Origin of the sequence: Neorhizobium sp. SHOUNA12A, assembly GCF_023006505.1 — a bacterium.
In the GTDB taxonomy this organism is placed as follows: domain Bacteria; phylum Pseudomonadota; class Alphaproteobacteria; order Rhizobiales; family Rhizobiaceae; genus Neorhizobium.
In genome coordinates, this window is sequence record NZ_JALBGV010000003.1 from 153,133 (window position 1) to 174,473 (window position 21,341).

Consider the following 21,341-nt stretch of genomic DNA (forward strand, 5'->3'; position numbering starts at 1 on the left):
TCCGGGCGATTTTGATCGATCAGACGAGATCGAAACGGTCGGCGTTCATGACCTTGGTCCAGGCCGACACGAAGTCCTTGACGAACTTCGCTTTGGCGTCGGACTGGCCATAGACTTCCGCGATCGCACGAAGCTGCGAATGCGAGCCGAAGATCAGGTCGACGCGGGTGCCGGTCCACTTGGGTGCCTTGGTCCTGCGGTCACGGCCTTCGTAAACGCCATCCTTACCGGCAACAGGCGACCATTCGGTGCCCATGTCGAGCAGGCTGACGAAGAAGTCGTTCGTCAGCGTTTCCGGTTGGGACGTGAAGACGCCGTGTTCGGGCTGGCCGGCCTTCAGCACGCGCAGGCCGCCGAGAAGAACGGTCATTTCCGGTGCCGTCAACGTCAGAAGCTGGGCGCGGTCCAGCAAGGCCTCTTCAGCCTTCATGAACTGCGTCTTGCCGCTGTTGACATAGTTGCGGAAGGCGTCGGCGCGGGGTTCCAGCGCGGCAAAGGAAGCCGCGTCGGTCTGTGCCTCGGAAGCATCCATGCGGCCCGGCGTGAAGGGCACGATGATGTCCTGGCCGCCGGCCTTGGCAGCCTTTTCGACGCCGGCAGCGCCGGCAAGCACGATCAGGTCGGCCAGCGAGATCTTCTTACCCCCTGCCTGGGCAGCGTTGAAATCCTTCTGGATGCCTTCGAGAACGCCCAGGACCTTGGCGAGCTGCGCCGGCTGGTTGGCTTCCCAGTCCTTCTGCGGCGCAAGCCGGATCCGCGCGCCGTTGGCACCGCCGCGTTTGTCGGAACCGCGGAAGGTCGAGGCGGAAGCCCAGGCGGTGGAAACCAGTTCCTGCACCGAGAGGCCGGTCGCCAGAACCTTCGCCTTCAGATCGGCGACATCCTTGTCGTCGACGAGCGGGTGGTCGACGGCCGGGATCACGTCTTGCCAGATCAGGTCTTCGGCCGGAACTTCCGGGCCGAGATAACGGACCTTCGGACCCATGTCGCGATGGGTCAGCTTGAACCAGGCGCGGGCGAAGGCATCGGCGAATTCGGCCGGATTTTCCAGGAACCGGCGCGAGATCTTCTCGTAGATCGGATCGAAGCGCAGCGCCAGGTCACTGGTTAGCATGGTCGGCAGCTGCTTCTTCGACGGGTCGAAGGCGTCCGGAATGGAAGCTTCGGCGTTCTTGGCCACCCACTGCTTGGCGCCGGCCGGGCTGGTGGTCAGCTCCCATTCGAAGCCGAACAGGTTTTCGAAGAAGTAGTTGCTCCACTGGGTCGGCGTCTGGGTCCAGGTCACCTCCAGGCCGCTGCCGATCGCATCGCGACCGACGCCAGTGTTGAACTTGCTCGACCAGCCGAGGCCCTGCGCCTCGAGCTCGCCACCTTCCGGATCGACACCGACAAACGACGGGTCGCCGGCGCCATGGGTCTTGCCGAACGTGTGGCCGCCGGCGATCAGCGCCACGGTCTCTTCGTCGTTCATCGCCATGCGGGCGAAGGTTTCGCGGATGTCGCGCGCCGAGGCGAGCGGATCGGGTGTGCCGTTCGGGCCTTCCGGATTGACGTAGATGAGGCCCATCTGCACGGCGCCGAGCGGTTCTGCGAGTTGGCGTTCGCCGCTGTAGCGCTCATCGCCCAGCCAGGTGCCTTCCGGACCCCAGTAGAGCTCTTCCGGCTCCCAGACGTCGGCGCGGCCGCCGGCAAAACCGAACGTCTTGAAGCCCATCGATTCGAGCGCGACATTGCCGGTGAGGATCATCAGATCCGCCCAGGAGATCTTGTTGCCGTATTTCTGCTTGATCGGCCACAGCAGGCGACGGGCCTTGTCGAGGTTGACGTTGTCCGGCCAGCTGTTGAGCGGCGCGAAACGCTGCTGCCCCTGGCCTGCGCCGCCGCGGCCGTCGGTGATACGGTAGGTGCCGGCGCTGTGCCAGGCCATGCGGATGAACAGGCCGCCGTAATGACCGAAATCGGCCGGCCACCATTCCTGGCTGTCGGTCATCAGCGCATGAAGGTCTTTCTTCAGGGCGTCGAGATCGAGCGTCTTGAACTCTTCGCCGTAATTGAACGCCTCACCCATCGGGTCGGAGCGGACGGAGTGCCCGTGAAGAATCTGGACGTTCAGCTGGTTGGGCCACCACTCGCGGTTCGATCGGCCGCGAGGCGTATGCGCGACCGGACATTTGCCGGCGTTTTCGCTAGATTTCGCATCCATGACTATCTCCTTGATTGTTTTCATTATCTGTCGTGCAAAAGAGGCTGTTTCTGCCGAACCGTCCGGCCCGGCTGCGCTGTTTCAGACTGTCGTCCCCGCCTTTCGAGCAAGGATCATGGTCACGCGCGCCCTCCCTTGGTTCCTTCTTATCGGAAGCGCCTCATAAATTTAAGTTGGATTTACTGATCGCCGCGATAAGCTGAGGTTATGAAGAACGTCACCCTGAAACAACTCCGTTATTTCGAGGCCCTGGCGCGGGACGGCCGCTTCCGCCGCGCCGCCGATGCCTGCGCGATTTCCCAGCCGGCTTTGTCGATGCAGATCAAGGAACTCGAACAGGAATTGGGCGGCGATCTCTTCGAGCGGAATGCGCGCGAAGTGAAACTGACCGCCTTCGGCCAGACCTTCGCGCTACGGGTTCGCGATATCCTGCGGGCGGTGGACGAACTGGCGGATCTCGCCCGCGCGTCGCGCGATCCGTTCCTGGCGCGCCTGCGCATCGGCATCATCCCGACGATCGCGCCCTATCTGCTGCCGGCGATCATCAACGACCTGAACAGGACGTTCGACGGGATCGAATTGCAGGTGCGCGAGACGCAGACGGCAAAACTGGTCCAGGAACTGGCGCAGGGCGAACTGGATCTGGCAATCGTCGCCCTGCCCGTATCGGAACCGTTCCTGACCGAGCTCAAACTGTTCGACGAGGAGTTTGTGCTGGTCCGGCGACGTGAGGACGAGGACAAGCCCGTCCCCGAACGCGAGGCGTTGCGCGAAATGCGCCTGCTGTTGCTGGAGGAAGGCCACTGTTTTCGCGACCAAGCCTTATCGTTCTGCAAGATTGGATCGACCCGCGCCCGGGAAGTCATGGAAGGCAGCTCTTTGTCCACCCTGGTCCAGATGGTCAGCGCCGGCATCGGCATCACCCTGATCCCGGAAATGGCGGTGCCTTTGGAAACGCGCTCGGCGCAGGTTTCGATCTCCCGCTTCCAGACGCCCCGGCCGTCCCGCACGATCGGAATGATCTGGCGCCATTCGACGCCTCTCGTCACCCAGCTCCTGCAGATTTCCGAGGTAGTACGCCGCTCAGCCGATACGGTGCGCGAACAGTATGCGATGCGACGTTGAGACGTCGATCTGCCAGCGAAGCTGCGCCACCTCGCCAACCAGCGGCGGCACTCTGTCGGCACGTCTGCACCGATCCTGGTCGAGGCGACGGCCGATTCCCGCCGGTCGCTCGATTTCGTCCACGACCAGTTCGCCTGCGGCAGACGGTTCCTCAATGTCGTTGATGACGTGAGGCGCGAATGCCTTGCTCATGGTTTCGTTGCTGACGACGCATTGTCAAAACGCGAGCTGCACCTTCATCGATCGCGTCCGGTCGCCGGCCGCCTCGAATGCCTTGACGGCGTCTTCGAGGGGATAGGTTCCGGTGAGCAGCGGCTTCAGATCAACGCGCCGCTTGCTGATGAGGTCGACCGCCAGCCCGAATTCCTCGTGGAAGCGGAATGTGCCTTTCATCTCGATCTCCTTGGCCACCACCATGTTCTGCGGGATCGACACGTCGCCGCCGAGGCCGAGCTGGACGAGGATGCCGCGCGGCTTCAAGACCTCAAGGCCCGCGCGCAGGGCGCTCTGATTGCCAGACGCCTCGAACTGGACGTCGAAGTATCCCTTATTGGCAGCGTAGGCGGATAGGAGCTCCGGATCGCGGGCGACGTTGATGACCCGGTCGGCACCAACCTGGAGCGCCGTCTCGAGTACGGGGTTCATCACGTCGGTGGCTATGATCTCACGGGCGCCATGCGCGCGTGCCGCGATGATCGCCAGCGCACCGATCGGACCGCAGCCGGTCACAAGAACCCGCTTGTCGGCGAGCCCGCCAGCGCGAACGATCGCGTGCAGCGTGACGGCGAAGGGTTCCGCCATCGCTGCTTCATGGATGGAGACACCGTCGGCGACCTTGTGGCACTGCCATTGTTCGGCGACCAGCCGCTCGCGAAACGCCCCCTGGATATGCGGCATCGGCATGGCGGAGCCGTAGAAGCGCATGTTCAGGCAATGGTTCTGCTGGCCCTTGAGGCAATAGCCGCAGGCGTTGCAGGGCCGGCTCGGCGACACCGCCACCCGGTCGCCCACCGCCAGTCCGGAAACGCCCGCCCCCAGTGCCTTGATCGTTCCTGCAACCTCGTGACCGAGGATCATCGGCTCGCGGACACGCACCGTGCCGAAGCCGCCGTGATTGTAATAATGCAGATCGGAACCGCAGATGCCGCCGGCCTCGATGGCGACCTCCACCTGTCCGGGGCCGAGCGCCTCGACCTCCCGTTCCTCTATGCGCAGATCCTTGGCGGCATGAATGACGACGGCTTTCATGGGCTTGTCCTCAGAGAACGGGGGTTAGCAAGCTGGCGCCGGCAAAGTGGGCGGCGAGATTGTCGCGCACCAGCTTGCCCATCGCCTTGCGGGTTTCGATCGTGCCCGACGCATGGTGTGGCTGCACCAGCACGTTGCCGAGTTCGAGGAAACGCGGATCGAGCTTCGGCTCGCCTTCGAACACGTCGAGTGCCGCAGATCCGAGTGCTCCGCTTTCGAGTGCGGCAAGCAGCGCTTCCTCGTCGATATTGGACGCGCGCGAGATGTTGATCAGCATGCCTTCCGGACCGAGCGCGGCGATCACGTCTTCGGAGACGATGTGGCGGGTCGCGGCCGAGGCGGCGAGCGTCACGAACAGGAAGTCCGCATGCCGGGCGAGTTCGACCGGATCGGCGATGAAGGTCATCCCTTCCGCATAAGGTTTTGCGGTAACATCGCTATAGGCGATGTCCATGTCGAAGCCCCTAAGGCGTTTGGCGACTTCGAAGCCGATACGGCCAAGGCCGAGAACCCCGGCCTTGCGGCCCCAGACCCGGCGCTTCAGGGGATAGAGACCCTTTGTCCCCCAGCTTCCGTCCCGGACCCAGGCCTCGGCGCCGATCATGCCGCGCGACTGGACCAGCATCATTGCCACGCCGAGATCGGCCACGTCATTGGTCAGCACGTCCGGCGTATTGGTCACGCGGATGCCGCGAGCGCGGCAGGCATCCAGGTTGACCGCATCGTAACCGACGCCGTAGACGGAGATGACTTCGAGCTTCGGCAGCTTGCCGATCAGGTCGGCGGATGCGCCCAGCTCGCCGCGCGTGGCGATGGCGCGGATACCGGCGGCGTGCTGGCTCACGAAGGCATCACGATCGGACGCCTCGTACAGCTTCAGGACATTGTACTGCGCCTCCAGCTCGACGAGATCCCACTCGGGATAAGGGCCGATCAGAAGAATGTCGGGCTTGCTCATGGTTCCTCCAGGTTTCAGTTCGAGCGCCTCTGGCGGGCCGCCAGCAGCGTCATTGCCATCGAGACGATGGATTCAAGCGACTGGTTCGACGGTCACGACGTCGGGCTCTGCTGTCGGAAGATCGGCCGTCGCACTTGCCGCAGCCCGACACGCCCATCACGACGATCGGCCCGAAGGCTCCTGCCTCAGAGGCTGGTGGTGATACCGCCATCGACATAGAGTGTGTGTCCGTTGACGAAGGAGGAGGCCTTGGCCGACAGGAAAACGGCCGCACCGACCAGTTCCTCGACGTCGCCCCAACGTCCGGCGGGCGTGCGTTTCTCCAGCCAGGACGAGAATTCCTCGCTGTCGACCAGTGCCTGGTTCAACGGCGTCTTGAAGTAGCCCGGGGCGATCGCATTGATCTGCAGGCCGTGCTTGGCCCAGTCGGTGCACATGCCGCGCGTCAGGTTCTTCACTGCGCCTTTGGTCGCCGTATAGGGCGCGATGCCCGGGCGTGCGAGTTCGCTCTGCACCGAGGCGATGTTGATGATCTTGCCACGACCGCGGCCGATCATGTGCTTGGCCACCGCCTGGCCGACATAAAAAACGCTGGAGATATTGGTTTTCAGCAATTGCTCCCAGCGGTCGATGGGGAAATCCTCGAGCGGGCTGCGGAACTGCATCCCGGCATTGTTGACCAGGATGTCGATCGCGCCGACTTCGGCCTCGATCGCATCGATCCCGCGCTTCACCGCTTCGGCGTCCGTCACGTCGAAGTCAGAGACCGAAACCGTCGCACCAGTTTCCTTGAGCTGTCCTGCAGCGGTCTCGAGCCTGGCCCTGTCACGGCCGTTCAGAACGATGGAAGCTCCATGTTCCGCAAGGCCTCTGGCCAGCGCAAAGCCGATACCTTGCGACGATCCCGTTATCAGGGCTCGCAAACCGGTCAAATCAAACAGGGAATGGCTCATCGGATACCTCGTTCCTTGAACAGGAAAAAATGCTGCGACATCTGGAGCGACTACTCAGATATCGACGACGAGCCCCTTGGCTTTCAACACCGGTTCAAGCTTGCTGACCTCGATGACCGACTTTCCCTGTTTGTAGGCTTCGATATAACCGGCTTCCGCATCTTCACGGGCCTGCGACAGACGCGCTACCTCCTGCGCCTCGGCGCGGCGCACGACAACGAGGCCATCGGCATCGCCGACGATGATATCGCCCGGATTGATGATCTCTCCACCGACGATAACCGGATCGTTGACGGCGGCGATGGTTTCCTTGACGGTGCCCTTGATGCAGACGCTGAGCGAAAAGACCGGGAAGCCAAGCTCCCGCAGCTGCAACGTGTCACGGACCCCGGTATCGGTCACCAGGCCGCCTATGCCCTTTGCAAGGCAGGCATTGGCAAGAACATCGCCGAAAGAGCCGGCCTCTTCAAACTCGCCCGCCGACACGACGATGATATCGCCCGGTTTGGCGTAGTTGATGGCAAGCTGCAACATGATGTTGTCGCGCGGCGCACATTTGACAGTAAAGGCCGGGCCGCACAGCTTCATGCGATAGTCGACCGGCTTGAGGCGCGAGGAAAGCGCCCCCCTGCGCCCCTGCGCTTCATGGATCGTGGCCGGCGAGAATTTGGCGACCGCCTCGATGTCGGCCTTGCTTGGCCGTTCTGCGATGTCTTTGATATGGATCATAGAAACCTCGTATAGCAAGACCGGCGACGGGCACGTCCCGCCGCCTGCAGCCTTCGTTGATTTGCGATTGAGTTCGGGCGGAGCCGAGCGAGAGGCGATTACGGGATTGGGTCGAACTTCAGTTCGGAAAGCGGCACCACCTTGTCGGTGCGGGTCATCTTGTATTCGGTGTCCTGGCCAAGCCACTTGTCCCAGATCTTGTTGAGATCGCCGGACGTGTCGAGCTTGCGCAGGATTTCGTTGACCTTGGCGGTCAGGGCGGGATTGTCCTTGGCCATGCCGATACCGATTGGCTGGAAGAGCATCGGCTCCTCGATCATCCGCATCGGCTTGCCCTTTGTCTTGGATTCGTTCACCAGCTTGGTCGTGGTCATGGTGTTGGCGACCATGCCGCGTGCCTTGCCCTGCTGGACGGCGAGATAGGCGGAGCCGGTGTCCTGGAAGGTCAGCGGATCGGACTTGTTGAGCTTGATCGACATTTCCGATGTCGAACCCTTGGTGGAAGCGACGCGCTGGCCTTCGTAGTCGGACTTCTTCTTGCCGGCATCGTCGACCGGAACGATCAGCATTTCCTTGGCGAGATAATAGGGATCGCTGAACTGGATCTGCTCGGCGCGGCCCTGGGTATAGGCAAGATTGGCAACCGTGATGTCGACGCGGCCAAGCTTGACTTCCGGCACGCGGGCTTCGACCGAAACCGGCTTCACTTCAGCCTTGACGCCGAGTTCCTTGGCGATGGCATTGCAGAGATCGACGTCGAACCCGACCATCTCGCGCGTCTTCACATCCGGAGCGGCGAATGGCGGAACGTCGGCGAACGTAGCGCAGCGCAACGTCTTGCTGGCCAGGATCGTGTCGAGTTGGTCCGCGACCGCCGGCGAAGCGGCACCGGCCGCTGCCAATGCGATGGTTAGTGTCAGGCATTTCCAGTTCATTGCTGTTCTCCTTGTTATGATGTCTTGATTGGTCAATGGCGCAGATCGGACAGGAACCGCTGGGCTCGGGGATGACGAGGGTTCTGGAAGAAATCCTTGGGCGGCGCCATTTCGAGGATCTCGCCCGCATCGATGAACCAGATGCGGTCTGCGACATCGCGGGCAAAGCCCATCTCATGGGTGACGCAGAGCATGGTCATACCGTCGGCAGCCAGGCTCTTCATGACGCTCAGCACCTCGCCCACCATTTCCGGGTCGAGCGCGCTGGTCGGCTCGTCGAACAGCATGACCGGCGGTTCCATGGCAAGTGCCCGGGCAATCGCCACGCGCTGCTGCTGCCCGCCGGATAGCTGGCCTGGATAGGAATTCGCCTTGTCGGCAAGCCCGACACGATCGAGCAGCTTGATGGCCTTGTCGCGAGCGACGTCCGCAGAAACGCCCTTCACCCGGATCGGCGACATAGAGACGTTCTCGACCGCCGAGAGATGCGGAAACAGGTTGAAGCTCTGAAACACAAACCCGATCCTGCTGCGCAGCCGGTTCAGTTCGCGTCCGCGCATCGGGGCATGAATATTCTGGCCCTCGAAGTTGATCGATCCGCTGTTGATTTCCTCCAGCCGGTTGACGGTGCGGATCAGCGTGGACTTGCCGGAACCGGATGGTCCGCAGATCACGACGACTTCACCGCGGCCGACCTCGGCGTTGATGTGGCGCAGGACCGGATAATCGCCGTAGCTCTTGCAGACATCCGAAAGGCGGATGGCCTGGCCATCCTGCAGCGGGGAAACTGGCATCGTCATGGCTGCTCCACAAGTGTTTTGAGGGGGACGGCCTCGGTGGCCAGGCGAGCGTTGCGGCGCGGACCTGCGCGGCGGCGTGCAATGCGCCGCTCGAGGCTGTTGGCCACATAGGTCAGGCTCCAGCAGAGCACGTAGTAGACGGCAGCCAGGATGATGAAGACCTGGAAGGGCTGGGTGAACAGCTGGTTGTTCACCTGGCTTGCCGCGAAGGTCAGGTCCGGCACGTTGATCACGTAACCGAGCGTCGTGTCCTTGATCGTCGAGACGAATGTCGAGATCATGCTCGGGATCATGTTGTAGAGCGCCTGCGGCAGGATCACGAAGCGCATTGCGCTGAGATGGCTGTGGCCGAGCGCCCTTGCCGCATCCATCTGCCCCTGGCCCAGCGAGACGATGCCAGCCCGCACCACTTCGCTCAGGAACGCCCCCTCGTAGACGACCAGCGTCACGAGCATGATCAGGAAGCTTGGTACGTCGGCACCGGTCCAGAGCGGAACCAGGAAATAGCACCACAGAATGAGCATCAGCAGCGGCACACCCCGGGTGACGTAGACGAGGCCGGTCACCGGCCATCTCAACGCCCGCCATTTTGAAAGGCGTGCCAGGGCGAGCAGGATGCTGACCGGAAAGGCAAGCAGGATCGCCAGCAGGGAGAGGATGATCGTATTGGCAAGCCCGCCCAGCGGCCCGTTGGGATACTGCCCGATCAGAAGGAGCAGCCAATAGTCATGGATGATGGTGATGATGTCCTGGATCATGCGCGCGCTCTCCGAGCCGGATCAGCGCGCATTGACAGATAAGCACCGGCCCCCATGATGATGAGCGAGAAGAACAGGTAGAGGACGGTGCCGACCAGGTAGATTTCGAAAGTCCGGAAGCTGAGGTTTTCAATCTCCTTGACCGCGTGCGTCAGTTCCGAAGCGCCGACGACGATCGCCAGGCTGCTGTTCTTGAACAGGGAAACGCTGTGATTGATCAGCGGCGGCAAGGCATTGCGCACGCCCTGCGGCATGACCACGAAGCGCAGGGCCGAGATATAGCCGTGACCGAGGGCCTTGGCGGCTTCCATCTGGCCCGGGCTGACGGAGCGCAAACCGGACCGCAGGTCTTCGCTGAAATAAGCTGCCTGGCACAGTCCAAGGCCGATGATGGCGAAGATCGCCTCCGCATTGTGATCCGTCAGCCAATTCGCCAGGCCCTGCGGCAGCAGCGTGAATATCCCGAAATACCACAGCATCAGCTGCACCAGGGTCGGCACGTTGCGATGGTAGGAGATGTAGGCCTTGACGATGGGCTCGCCGATCCTGACCGGCGACATGCGGAACGCCAGCAGCAGGATCGCAAGCGTCATCGCCAGCAGCCACGAACCGACATAGATGGCGAAAGTCGTCTCGATGCCGTGCAGCAGCATCGCGCGATAGTCGGAATTGGTCAGGATCGCGGATAGATCAAAGCCGGTCACCGCTTCGCGCCTTCAGCTTGGTAGACGGCTGCTGAGGTTTCGGGCCTGGCAGTCTGCAGCCCGCCCATCACCTGCAATGTCGGGGTGATTTCTATATGGCCGATATTGACGGCAACCGGTGCGGCGATCGCAAAGGCGATCGCGTCGGCGATGTCGGATGCCTGCGGCAGCTCGAACCCGTCGATGAAACGTTCGCGTACGCTCGGATCGTTGCCGTGCACGTGGTTGAAAATATCCGTCGCGACACGCCCCGGGCAGATTTCCGTCACGCGGACGCGTTTGCCGAATGCGTCGATCCTGAGCTGATTGGAGAGCATGGCGACGCCGGACTTGACCGCATGATAGATGGAATTGCCGCCGAAATTGTAGTTGCCGGCGATCGAGGAAATGTTGACGACATGGCCGCGGTCGCGCTCGACCATGCCAGGAACGATCAGGCGGCAGATATGCAGGACCGCGCGCAGATTGACGTCGACCAGCAGATCGATGTCTTCGGCATCCGCCTGCAGAAACTTCTTCGGCCGATCGACGCCGGCATTGTTGATCAGAATGTCGAACTGGACGCTCTCGGCAAGTTCAGCGATCGCGGCACGGTCGGTGACGTCGATGACATGCGCGATACAGCCCGTACGCTCGGCGAGGTCATTGAGGGCATCAGCACTACGAGCGATCGCGTGCACCTCGATATTCTCGGCGCGGAGACGTTCGACGACGGCAGCGCCGATGCCGGACGATGCGCCGGTGACCAGTGCGGTCCTGTAATCGGAGAATGACATTCTGATCCCCTTGTTGTTGGCGTGGACAGTATCGAAGCTTTAACGGCTTGCCTAAGACCGATTATTTCTGGAGTAATAAGCAAGTTTTATGGAGCTTGCCGGATGGCGAGCGCCCAGCCCCAAGGTCTTGAATTCCTTGTGGCGGAGTAGGCGGCCATCCTGCAGGGCCGCATTGCCAAAGGCGGGCATGTCTGCAAAACATAGGCCTGCGGAATAGAGCATCACCCGACCCCATGGATATTAGGCGCCTCAAATCCTTCATCGTCATCGTCGACAGCGGCAGCATCACCCGCGCCGCCGATATCCTTCACCTCGCACAACCGGCGCTCAGCCAGCAGCTTGCGGCGCTCGAGGAGCATTTCGGCCAGAAACTGCTGATCCGCAGCCAGCAGGGCGTCAGCATGACCGATGCGGGACATGCGGTGTACAGGCACGCGCAGATCATCCTGCGGCAGATGGAACAGGCGCAGGCTGATGCCGCAGCCGCCGGCAATTCACTGGCGGGCCGGGTCTCGGTGGGCCTCGTGCCGTTCAGCAGTGCCGCGACGCTCTCGGTCGATCTCTTGGCGGAAACGCGCAAGCGGCATCCGGGCATTCTGCTTCACCTGACCGAAAGCGTCGGCCAGACCTATAGCCAGATGATCATGAACGGGCGGCTGGAAATGGCGCTGATCCATGGTATCGGGCCGATCAAGGGCGTTCGCTTCGAACCGATCCTGAGCGAGGAATTTTATCTCGTCGCGCATCGCAACTTCGCGATCGAGGCGGATTCGAAACCCGTGCCGCTCGGCGCCCTGGATGGAATGCCGATGCTGCTGCCACCGGCCTATAATTTCGTGCGCCGCGCCATCGATACCGCTTTCACCCGCAGCAGGATCAATCTCAAGGTCGTGGCGGAAGTGGAAATCGTGCGCACCCTCGCCCGCGCGGTCGGAAATGGGCTCGGGGCGACGATCATGCCGAAGGCCATTGCCGATCGCATCGTTTCCGAGTCGAGCGAACCGCTCGTCTGCCGGGTCGTATCGCCCCGGATAGAGGAAACGCTTTCGCTCTGCACGTCCGACCAGAACTCGTTGTCGGAACCGGCATTTGCCGTCCGGGACATTCTTGTCGAACTGACCGAGCGGTTGAAACTCTGAGCAAGCTATTTCCGAGCCGGAAGTCGGCACTTCATCTCAGTGCATCGATTTGCAGAACTCGGCAATGCGCGCGCAACCCTCGTTCAGCATCTCCATGCTGGTCGCATAGGAAATGCGGAAATACGGGCTCATGCCATAGGCCGCCCCCTGGACGGTCGCGACATGGTGTTCCTCTATCAGGCCCATGACGAAATCGACGTCGGTCTCGATCTTCCGCCCGCCCTTCGTGGTCTTGCCGATCAGGCCCGACATGTTGGGATAGAGGTAGAATGCCCCTTCCGGCTTGTGGCAGCGCAGGCCTTCGATTTCCGAGAGCCTTGCTACGACGAAGTCGCGCCGTTCCCGGTAGATCGCCGCACGCTCCTTAAGCAGATCCTGCGGGCCGTCGAGGGCTGCGATGGCGGCGGCCTGCGTGACCGTCGTGATGCCGCCGGCGTTCTGGGAGTTGACCTTGCTGATCGCCGCGACCAGTTCCTTCGAACCGCTGGCGCAGAAGCCCAGCCGCCAGCCGGTCATGGCATAGGCTTTCGAGACGCCGTTCATCGTCAGGACGCGGTCGTAGAGCCTGGGTTCGGCCTCGGCGATGGTGCAGAATTCGAAATCGTCATAGACCAGATGCTCATAGATGTCGTCGGTCAGGATCCAGACATTCGGGTGCCGCAGCATGACCTGCGCGATCGCCGCCATCTCGGCCCGCGAGCAGGCCGCGCCCGTGGGGTTGTTCGGGAAATTCAGGATGAGCCATTTGGTGCGTGGCGTGATCGCCGCGTCCAGATCCTCCGGATGCAGTTTGAACCCGGTCTGCTCGAAGCAGGGAACCGCGACGGGTATTCCACCGGCGAAATGGACGATATCCGCGTAGCTTACCCAGGAAGGGGTCGGAATGACCACCTCGTCGCCCGGATTCAGGGTCGCGAGCATGGCGTTGAAAATGGTCTGCTTGCCGCCAGCCGACGCAACGATCTGGCTGGCGTCATAGACGAGATTGTTGTCCCGCTTGAACTTCCTGGCGATCGCGGCCTTCAGCTCCGACGTACCATCGATCGGCGGATATTTCGTATCGCCACCCAGTCCTGCAACGTGAGCGGCCTCGATCGCGTGGGCCGGTGTGGGGAAATCCGGTTCCCCGGAGGAAAGGCTGACGACCTTGATGCCCTTGGCGGCCAGTTCCCGGGCGCGCTGGGTCATGGCGGCGGACGCCGGTATGGAAACGTTCTTCAGGCGGTCGGCGATGGACGGCATTGACTTGGTCTCTCGGTGAAACGGAAATTGTGATGGCAGGCATCCGGTCAGGACGCGAGTTCGGCCGCAGGCGCGAGCGTCGCGCCGGAAGCTTCGATTTCGCTGCGGACGATCCGGGCAAGCTCAAGCGAGCCAGGCGTATCGCTGTGCACGAGAATGGAGCGAGCCGGCATGGCGATGATCGTCCCGTCGATCGCTTCGACGGTCGCATCGGTCAGAAACCGGCGCACCCTTGCACGAACCGCCTCCTCCTCCTTGACCAGCGCACCCGGCAACCCGCGGGCGACGAGCTTGCCGCCGGCGTCATAGGCGCGGTCGGCCAGGAAAAGCGCCAGCGTCTTCAGCCTGGCGCGCTTCGCGGCCCTCTCGATTTCGCTGTCCGGCGTCACGAACACCACGAGGTTCGGATCGACGCTCGAAATGGCATTCATCAGCAGGTCCGCCAGCGCGGGATCCCGATTGGCCATGTTGCCCATGGCCGCGTGAAAGCTGAAATGGCCGACGGTCATGTTCTCGGCCTTGGCGATCGCCGTCAGGGCGCCGAGTTGGTACAGCATCTGCTGGCGCAATTCGTCCGGCTGGTAAGGCATTTCGCGCCGGCCGAAACCGGCCCGGTCCGGCAGGCCCGGATGTGCGCCGATGCCCACGCCGTTCTGCTTGGCAAGGCGCACCATGCGCGCCATCGTGTCCGGATCCCCGCCGTGAAAACCACAGGCAATATTGGCCGACGATACGACCTGCATCATCGCCTCGTCGTCGCACAGACGATAGGGGCCGAAGCCCTCGCCCATGTCGGAATTCAGATCAATCTTCATCGCGTCCTCCATCTGATCGCGAATGGCGTCAGGTCATCGCCTTCAAGGCGCGCTTGACCATTTGTGATGTCCGCTCGATGTCCTCGACATACCGGGAGACTATCTGTTCGACCGCGCGGGCCTCGGCATGTGTCGAGCGCACGAACCGCAGTCGGCTGCCGGCACGCGCCTGCCCAAGCCGCCACAGATCGGCTTCGATCACGCCGGCGATCTTCGGATAACCGCCCGCCGTATTGGCGTCGCTCATCTGGATGATGGGCTCCCCACCCGGCGGTACCTGGACCACGCCGGGCACCACGCCATGCGAGCGCATTTCGACCGTCTTCACCGGCTTGATCGGTGCGCCGGAAAGACGGTAGCCCGTGCGGTCGCTGCGCGACGAAATCCTCCAGACCTGGCTCCAGAAAGCCTCGCCGTCATCGGCGAAGAGCTCATGTTCTCCGGCGGGAATGGCGCGGATGAGCAGCGTACCGTCATCCGCTACGGGGAACGCGTCGCGCAACGCGGTCGCCGGCGCCACCGCGGCGATACCGCCTGCCGGAAGCGGAAGAGGTTGAGGAAGGGCACAGACCTCGATCCGGTCTCCCTTCATGAGCGGCCGGCCGGCATTGCCGCCGAATCCACCACGCAGCGCCGTGCTTCGCGAGCCCATGAGAACGGGAACGTCTATCCCGCCGCCGAGCACGATATAGGCGCGTGCAAGCTTCGGCGGCTGTTTCAGCTCGAGGATCTGTCCAGCCTCGGCCCGATACGCACACCACGACAGCAATGCCCGGCCCTCGAGCAGTGGCTGACCATCGGCGCCCGTGACGGCAAACACGGTGGGAACCTCGAAACGCAGCTTGAAGGGAAACATCTGTATCTCGATGGCAGCCGCATCCTGCGGGTTGCCGACGAGGATGTTGCCGATCCTGACCGCGAGCGGATCCATCGCGCCGCCGGCGGAGACACCGATATCGCGATAGCCGGGGCGGCCGAGATCCTGCACCGTATTGAAGGGACCGGTTTCGACGATTTCGATCATAGCTCGATCCTGTCCGGCACGAAGCGCACCGTGTCGCCCGGTGCCATGAGGGCCGGCGTGGAAGACGTCGGGTCGAACATCTGCAGATCGGCATAGCCGATGGAATTCCACCCGTTCGGGCCGGTCAGCATCGCGACGCCCGTCTGCATTCCGCCGATCGTCACGCAGCCCTTTTCCATCTTGAGCGACGGAACCGTCTTGCGGGGCATGTAGATACGGGCATCGAGGCCATGCAGGTAACCGAAACCGGGAGCGCTTCCGAGCGCAAAGACCCGATAGGTCGCATCGTGATGGAGGCGCACCACCTCCCGATCGCTCAGACCGGAAAAATCACAGACCGCCGCAAGATCAGTCGCATAGGCACCACCGTAATGGACGGAGATCTCGATCGTCTTTCCGGAGAGATCGAGGCTGGGGACGCTGTCCCAGGCCTCCAGAAGTCGGCCGACGATGAACTCGGGATCCTCGGGCGTTGCCGTGAAGATCGCCAGCAGGTTTGTCATGCCTGGTATCACTTCCGCGACATCCGCCCAATCTCTGACCACATGGGATAGCGCCCAGATGAAACGCTGTGCCGGCAGATCGAATTCACCCGCCGCTTCGAGCAGGAAGGAGCGCCCTCCAATGAAGGAAACGCGCGCCCTGCCTTTCGTCGCCGTGACGATCTGGTGCGAAGACACAAGGGGCTTTGACGTGGCGATCATGGCTGGGGCTCGATTTCAAACAGGGGATCGCCAAATCCGACCAGTGCGCCGGGCTCCGCCAGCCGCCGCGCCAACAAGCCGGATCGGCCAGCCGGAACGGGAAGCAGCACAGATCCGATGCGGATAAAGCCGACGACATCCTTGTCGGAAACCCTGCGCGGCAGTGTCTCGGTTTCCTCGGAAACCGAAGGATGGATGGCGCAGAAGCATCCCGCAATCGGCGCCTTGACGGTCACCGCTTTGGCCTGGTTCGCCCCGATGCCGCCTGTCAAACGGATATGCGGCCCCTCGCCCTTCGAGACGACGAGGCGAAGTTGCCCAACCGGACCGGAAACCTCGAGGCCGTCGACACCAGCCGCCGTCAGCGCTTCCGTCAGCGCGGCGATTGTTGCCGGATCACTGAAATCGATCGTGCTCATGCGGCTCTCCGCTGCTTGAGCCATTTCTCCAGGTAGTGGATGTCCGTTTCGCCCCGAGCAAAGGCTTCGTCCTCGAAGAGCGCCCGCAGGAATGGCAGGTTGGTGGAAATCCCCTCCACCCTCGTACCGGCAAGCGCCTCGCGCATCCTTGCCATTGCCTCGGCCCGCGTCGGAGCGTGGACGATCAGCTTGGCGACGAGGGAATCGTAATAGGGAGAGACCCGATAGCCGGCGTGAATATGGGTGTCCACCCGCACGCCCGGCCCTTCGGGAAGCGCAAGCTCGGTGATGGTTCCGGCCGACGGCAGGAAGCTCTCCGGAGCCTCGGCATTGATGCGGCACTCGAACGAATGGCCGCTGCAGCGGATATCGTCCTGCCGCAACTCGAGCGGAATACCCTGGGCGGCGTTGATCTGGGCATGGACGATATCGATGCCGCTGGTCATTTCCGTGACCGGATGCTCGACCTGAAGGCGCGTGTTCATCTCGATGAAATAGAACTCGCCGTCTTCATAGAGGAACTCGAACGTTCCGACGCCACGATAGCCGATCTGCCGGCAGGCCGCCACGCAGGCAAGGCCGACCGGTCCGATCAGATCAGGCGAGATGCCGGGCGCCGGGGCCTCCTCGACCACCTTCTGGTGGCGCCGCTGCATCGAGCAATCCCGGTGCCCCAGCCAGATGGCATTGCCGTGGACGTCGCACAGGACCTGGATTTCGATATGCCGGGGATGCTGAAGGAATTTCTCCATGTAGAGCGCGGGAGAGCCGAAGGCCTGACGCGCTTCCTCGCGGGTCAGCGCGATTGCCTCATGCAGTGCGCCGGCCTCGGACACGACGCGCATGCCGCGGCCGCCGCCCCCGCCTGCAGCCTTGATGATGACGGGATAACCAATCTCCTGCGCAGTCCGTTCGACGGTCGCCGGCTCGTCGGGCAGCGCCGTCTGGGGACCGGGAACGCAGGGAACGCCCGCAGCGATCATCGCCCGCTTTGCCGATATCTTGTCGCCCATCGTCGAGATCGACGAAGCATCCGGCCCGATGAAGACAAGACCGGCCTTTTCGACGGCCTCCGAGAAGGCCGCGCTTTCCGACAGGAAACCGTAGCCGGGATGAATTGCACCGGCACCGGTCAGCTCTGCCGCGAGGATGATGGCATCTTTGTTCAGATAACTTTTCGCGGCATTCGCCGGGCCGATACACAGAACGCTGTCGGCCGTCTTGCCAAATGGCGCCTGCCGGTCGGCCTCCGAGCAGATCGTTACGGCTTTCAGACCAAGCTCGCGGCAGGCGCGCTGAATGCGAAGGGCGATTTCTCCCCGGTTGGCAATCAGGACGGTATCGAAGCGGCGATTGGCCGAGGCGGTGTTTTTGGGAGGTTCGCCCATTACGCGATCTCCGCGAGCACGTCGCCGACTTCAACTTCCACACCATCGATCTCGGTCAGCCGCGCAACGCGACCCGCAAGCGGCGCCGCGACCGTATTGAAAACCTTCATGGCCTCGATGATGAAAAGCGTCTGCCCCTCTTCCACGAGATCGCCGATCCTGACGAACGGCTCCTGTCCGGGAGCGGATGCCCGATGCAATATGCCAAAGACCGGTGCCTTCAGCTGAAAAGCCTGTTTTGCCGAGGCCGCAGGCGACGAGCCGGAAACAGGCTTCGCTGCCGCAGCCACGGTGTCGTCCGGATCCGAAACCGGAACGACGATTGCTGCATGGCCCGCGTTGCGGAAGATCCGGACCGTGACGTCCTTTTCCGTGACCGACAACTCGGTCACATTCGATCGTCCGACAAAATCGATCAGCGTCTTTATTTTCGACAGGTCCATCAGTGTGCTCGGCATTTCGGAATGCCGATCGCAATCCACGGAAATCGGATCTGGATCGGCTGGCCATTGCGTAACATGCCAATCGCGAGATGGGGTCAGAAGAAGTTTCAATGACCGTCAACCGGAGCCCTCGCACGCGTCAACGAAACAGCCGGATGCGTGCCGGGAGAAGGCGACGTCATTGCCGGGCAATTTGCCCGGCGAGCCTGAAAGGACTTGCAACAGCCGCGCCCGCCGCATCGAAGACCAATACGCCAACGTCTCCGCTCGCTCGGGCACGCGCCTCCGCCTTGACAAGCTCGCCACCAAACCGGGCAAGCGCGGCATAGCGATCGTGTGATCACTACGCAGAACTCGTCGAGCCGATCCTCGTCACGGGGCAGGCGCTCATTGATGAAGGTATCCGTCAGGGTGAGTTTCGGGACGGGCCTGCGGCGGTTGCACGCGTCATACTTGCGCCTGCGTTGGCCTTGATTGTCGAAACACTGATCCACGACGGTCGTCTCGATCTTGAAACGCCGAGATATATCGAGGCCCATCTTGATCTTGTCTTGCACGGTCTCGCGGCCGCCAGGACCTGATCAGGCGAAAAGGGTGTGTGGTCGATCCGGAAATCGACCCTCCATCGGAAGACGTCTCTTCTCGAAGTCAGAGAACAGAGGATGCGTCACGTAGCCGCCAGTGGAAACTATACGACGGTCGAAAACTTCCCGTTGTCGCTCCCCTGCCCGCCTGGAGGCCCCCCTTCGCCGATGAAGCCGAGGTATGCGCGATGCAACCTTTCCACTCCTTTGGCGAGTTGATCGACAGACATGGACGCATAGCCAAAGATATATCCGGCTCGTTCATCGCTCGGCGATGAGAACAGGCGAGCGATAGGATAGATTCCAATGTCGTGGCTTCGGGCAATATCCGCGAAACGCGCCTCTTGTCGGTAGGAGATGGTGTTGAACCAGACGACCACGTGAAGTCCGGCAGTCGTGCCGACGATCTCGATGTCGTCCATAAAAGCGCTGGCCATCGACGCTAAAAATACGGCGCGTCGCTCGGCGTTGAGCCTCCGCATCCTGCGGACATGCCGCTCGTAAGCACCGGTCTCGATCAACGCGGCGAGCGCCTCCTGCTCGAACGTGGATGTGTGCCGATCGGCAATCCGCTTGCATTCGATGAAGGCTTCGACGAGTGGATGCGGAAGTATGATGTATCCGAGCCGGAGCGTCGGCGACAGGGTTTTTGAGACCGTTCCGACATAGATGACGCGCCCTTGCCCAGAGAGATAGAGGGGCGGGATGGGGCTGACATCGTACCGATACTCGCTGTCGTAGTCATCCTCGATGACATAAGCGTTCGCCGCCATGGACCACTCCATCAAGGCTTGGCGATGCGCAGCAGGTAAAACTCCTCCCAGAGGAAACTGGTGGCTCGGCGTCACATAGGCGACCGCGATGTCGCCAACCTCGGGAAGCTTCGTGGTATCTATGCCCTGAGCGCCACAAGGTACGGCAAGGATGTTTGCTCCGACGGCATGCATCACGTTCCTGGCCATGGCATAGCACGGATCTTCGACCACGACCCCGTCTCCGGGATTGACGAGGACCCGAGCGCAGAGGTCCAGCGCCTGCTGCGATCCGTTCACAACGATGATCTGGCCGAGATCGCAGCTGATGCCCCTTGAGCGCCAGACATACCCCTGCAACGCCTCCCGCAAGGATAGGCTTCCAGCAGGATCATCGTATCCCAATCTGTCGCGATGCCTGAGGAAGGCGGTATTCAGCGCTTTTCGCCACGGGGCCTTTGGAAAATCCTCTGCCGCAATATCGCCGTAGCGGAAATCGAATTTGAGCGGCGGCCTTCCGGCGGTGCTGTTCGGCGGCAGAGCCATCGCACGAGTTGCATAGGCCGAAAGCCGGCGGGCGGGGATCGCCGAACAGTCGGGCGGAGCCACCTGGCTCACCCGCCCTGCCGAAGCGACACACGCTTTCCGTCCCTGCTGTACCCGGACATACCCCTCCGAAACAAGCTGGTCGAATGCGGCGGTCACCGTCGTCCTCGAAACACCCAGTTCTTCCGCAAGCGAGCGGCTTGAAGGCAGAGCGTCACCGACACCATAGACGCCAGCCTCGATCTGCTTGAGCAGGGAATGATAGATACGGCGCGTCGCTCCGGTCCTGCGAGACCCTTCTGCGTACTGGACCAATGAAAATCTCCAAAACTGGCAGTTTAATTTGTGCCAATGAACTGCAATAGGTCGCTTGCAGTCAAGACAATCGTCACCGGTAGCAATTGCATCTTTCGATGCTGGATAGATTTAAGGGCTTCAAGGAATGAATTCCGACCTGCATCAGTTGCTCATAGTCTATGCCGCATATGTCATCGCCGCTGGTAGTCCCGGCCCGAGCAACATGCGCATCATGGGCGTGGCGATGGCTCGTGGCAGAGGTGCTGCGCTCATGCTCGCCTCCGGCGTTGTCAGCGGCTCGATCTTCTGGGGTCTGATGGCCTCGACGGGCATCTCCGCCTTGCTGGCCAGGTATGCCCAGGCCCTGATCGTTCTCCAGATTTTCGGGGGCTTGTATCTGCTGTTCCTCGCCTTCAAGGCCGGACGTTCAGCGCTGACGTCGAACGAGAAGCTGGCGGCACGCATGTCGGCGGATGACGTTGCTCTTTCTCGGGCTGCTCTCTACCAGCGGGGCCTCCTGATGCATTTGGCGAACCCGAAATCCGTGCTGGCATGGATCGCGTTGGTTACGCTGGGCATCGGCCCGAGTTCTTCGTGGGAAAGCATCGCCGCCATATTGGGTGGCTGCGCCGTCTTGAGCGTCGTGATCTTCTGTGGCTACGCCATTGTCTTCTCCACAGCGCCGATGGTGGCTCTGTACCGCCGCTGCCGCCGTTGGATCGAAAGCCTGCTGTCGCTGTTCTTTGCGTTCGCGGGGCTGCGCATGCTGCTCTCCCGTATTTAGTTTGGAAAGGTTGGA

Annotated in this window: 21 protein-coding genes and 1 pseudogene; 4 read left to right on the top strand and 18 right to left on the bottom strand. The window is 62.1% G+C overall.

The window, feature by feature from the left end; translation table 11 throughout:
• Positions 1-19 precede the first annotated feature (19 nt).
• Positions 20-2,203, bottom strand: a complete 2,184-nt coding sequence (katG, locus tag MOV63_RS02525) for a catalase/peroxidase HPI (RefSeq protein ID WP_247031441.1) — start codon at positions 2,201-2,203, stop codon at positions 20-22.
• A 207-nt stretch (positions 2,204-2,410) separates the two neighbouring features.
• On the opposite strand from katG, the gene MOV63_RS02530 reads away from it, so the two are divergent.
• Positions 2,411-3,328 carry a LysR substrate-binding domain-containing protein gene (locus MOV63_RS02530; protein WP_247031443.1) on the top strand — a complete coding sequence of 306 codons (918 nt, stop codon included), beginning with the start codon at positions 2,411-2,413 and terminating at the stop codon, positions 3,326-3,328.
• Positions 3,329-3,370: 42 nt separating this feature from the next.
• A pseudogene (locus tag MOV63_RS02535) lies at positions 3,371-3,559 on the top strand (IS3 family transposase); the annotation flags it as partial.
• On the opposite strand, the gene MOV63_RS02540 reads toward MOV63_RS02535, so the two are convergent.
• From MOV63_RS02540 to MOV63_RS02580, 9 genes are all read right to left on the bottom strand, one after another.
• Entirely contained in the window at positions 3,545-4,576 is a 1,032-nt protein-coding gene (locus tag MOV63_RS02540) for an L-idonate 5-dehydrogenase (protein ID WP_247031445.1), read from the bottom strand. The pseudogene MOV63_RS02535 and the gene MOV63_RS02540 overlap by 15 nt on opposite strands.
• A 10-nt stretch (positions 4,577-4,586) precedes the next feature.
• Entirely contained in the window at positions 4,587-5,534 is a 948-nt protein-coding gene (locus tag MOV63_RS02545; RefSeq protein WP_247031447.1) for a 2-hydroxyacid dehydrogenase, read from the bottom strand.
• Positions 5,535-5,719: 185 nt separating this feature from the next.
• Complete coding sequence (locus tag MOV63_RS02550; protein WP_247031449.1) at positions 5,720-6,487, bottom strand: SDR family oxidoreductase; 768 nt, start codon at positions 6,485-6,487, stop codon at positions 5,720-5,722.
• A 54-nt stretch (positions 6,488-6,541) separates the two neighbouring features.
• Positions 6,542-7,216 (bottom strand): 4-carboxy-4-hydroxy-2-oxoadipate aldolase/oxaloacetate decarboxylase, encoded by a 675-nt coding sequence (locus MOV63_RS02555; RefSeq protein WP_247031451.1) that lies wholly within the window; start codon positions 7,214-7,216, stop codon positions 6,542-6,544.
• 98 nt (positions 7,217-7,314) lie between these two features.
• Entirely contained in the window at positions 7,315-8,151 is an 837-nt protein-coding gene (locus MOV63_RS02560; protein WP_041364086.1) for an ABC transporter substrate-binding protein, read from the bottom strand.
• A gap of 32 nt (positions 8,152-8,183) precedes the next feature.
• Positions 8,184-8,951: an amino acid ABC transporter ATP-binding protein gene (locus MOV63_RS02565; RefSeq protein WP_247031453.1), complete on the bottom strand. Its 768-nt coding sequence runs from the start codon at positions 8,949-8,951 to the stop codon at positions 8,184-8,186.
• Positions 8,948-9,709, bottom strand: a complete 762-nt coding sequence (locus MOV63_RS02570) for an amino acid ABC transporter permease (protein WP_040124266.1) — start codon at positions 9,707-9,709, stop codon at positions 8,948-8,950. The genes MOV63_RS02565 and MOV63_RS02570 overlap by 4 nt, the downstream gene beginning before the upstream one ends.
• Positions 9,706-10,413: an amino acid ABC transporter permease gene (locus tag MOV63_RS02575; protein ID WP_040124264.1), complete on the bottom strand. Its 708-nt coding sequence runs from the start codon at positions 10,411-10,413 to the stop codon at positions 9,706-9,708. The genes MOV63_RS02570 and MOV63_RS02575 overlap by 4 nt, the downstream gene beginning before the upstream one ends.
• On the bottom strand, positions 10,410-11,189 hold the full coding sequence (locus MOV63_RS02580; protein ID WP_040124262.1) for an SDR family oxidoreductase: 780 nt from the start codon (positions 11,187-11,189) through the stop codon (positions 10,410-10,412). Before MOV63_RS02580 ends, MOV63_RS02575 begins: the two co-directional genes overlap by 4 nt.
• Positions 11,190-11,422: 233 nt before the next feature.
• Here MOV63_RS02580 and nac point away from each other — a divergent pair, with 233 nt between their 5' ends.
• On the top strand, positions 11,423-12,328 hold the full coding sequence (gene nac / locus MOV63_RS02585) for a nitrogen assimilation transcriptional regulator NAC (RefSeq protein WP_040124260.1): 906 nt from the start codon (positions 11,423-11,425) through the stop codon (positions 12,326-12,328).
• Positions 12,329-12,364: 36 nt separating this feature from the next.
• Here the strand turns inward: nac and MOV63_RS02590 are convergent, their stop codons facing one another.
• From MOV63_RS02590 to MOV63_RS02625, 8 genes are all read right to left on the bottom strand, one after another.
• On the bottom strand, positions 12,365-13,570 hold the full coding sequence (locus MOV63_RS02590) for a pyridoxal phosphate-dependent aminotransferase (RefSeq protein ID WP_247031455.1): 1,206 nt from the start codon (positions 13,568-13,570) through the stop codon (positions 12,365-12,367).
• A gap of 47 nt (positions 13,571-13,617) precedes the next feature.
• Positions 13,618-14,385, bottom strand: a complete 768-nt coding sequence (locus MOV63_RS02595) for a 5-oxoprolinase subunit PxpA (RefSeq protein WP_247031456.1) — start codon at positions 14,383-14,385, stop codon at positions 13,618-13,620.
• Between the two features lie 28 nt (positions 14,386-14,413).
• A complete protein-coding gene (locus tag MOV63_RS02600; RefSeq protein WP_247031458.1) occupies positions 14,414-15,409 on the bottom strand; it encodes a biotin-dependent carboxyltransferase family protein in 996 nt (331 codons plus the stop codon).
• Positions 15,406-16,113, bottom strand: coding sequence for a 5-oxoprolinase subunit PxpB (pxpB, locus tag MOV63_RS02605; protein ID WP_247031460.1), 708 nt, complete (start codon positions 16,111-16,113; stop codon positions 15,406-15,408). The genes MOV63_RS02600 and pxpB overlap by 4 nt, the downstream gene beginning before the upstream one ends.
• Complete coding sequence (locus tag MOV63_RS02610; protein WP_247031462.1) at positions 16,110-16,532, bottom strand: acetyl-CoA carboxylase; 423 nt, start codon at positions 16,530-16,532, stop codon at positions 16,110-16,112. Before MOV63_RS02610 ends, pxpB begins: the two co-directional genes overlap by 4 nt.
• Positions 16,529-17,920: an acetyl-CoA carboxylase biotin carboxylase subunit gene (accC, locus tag MOV63_RS02615; RefSeq protein ID WP_247031464.1), complete on the bottom strand. Its 1,392-nt coding sequence runs from the start codon at positions 17,918-17,920 to the stop codon at positions 16,529-16,531. Before accC ends, MOV63_RS02610 begins: the two co-directional genes overlap by 4 nt.
• The gene (locus tag MOV63_RS02620) at positions 17,920-18,363 is read right to left on the bottom strand and encodes an acetyl-CoA carboxylase biotin carboxyl carrier protein subunit (RefSeq protein WP_247031500.1); all 444 of its coding nucleotides are present in this window, start codon (positions 18,361-18,363) and stop codon (positions 17,920-17,922) included. Before MOV63_RS02620 ends, accC begins: the two co-directional genes overlap by 1 nt.
• A gap of 688 nt (positions 18,364-19,051) precedes the next feature.
• Entirely contained in the window at positions 19,052-20,560 is a 1,509-nt protein-coding gene (locus MOV63_RS02625; protein WP_247031466.1) for a PLP-dependent aminotransferase family protein, read from the bottom strand.
• 127 nt (positions 20,561-20,687) lie between these two features.
• Between MOV63_RS02625 and MOV63_RS02630 the strand changes: the two genes are divergently transcribed.
• Positions 20,688-21,326 carry a LysE family translocator gene (locus tag MOV63_RS02630; protein WP_247031469.1) on the top strand — a complete coding sequence of 213 codons (639 nt, stop codon included), beginning with the start codon at positions 20,688-20,690 and terminating at the stop codon, positions 21,324-21,326.
• The last annotated feature ends 15 nt before the right edge of the window (positions 21,327-21,341 follow it).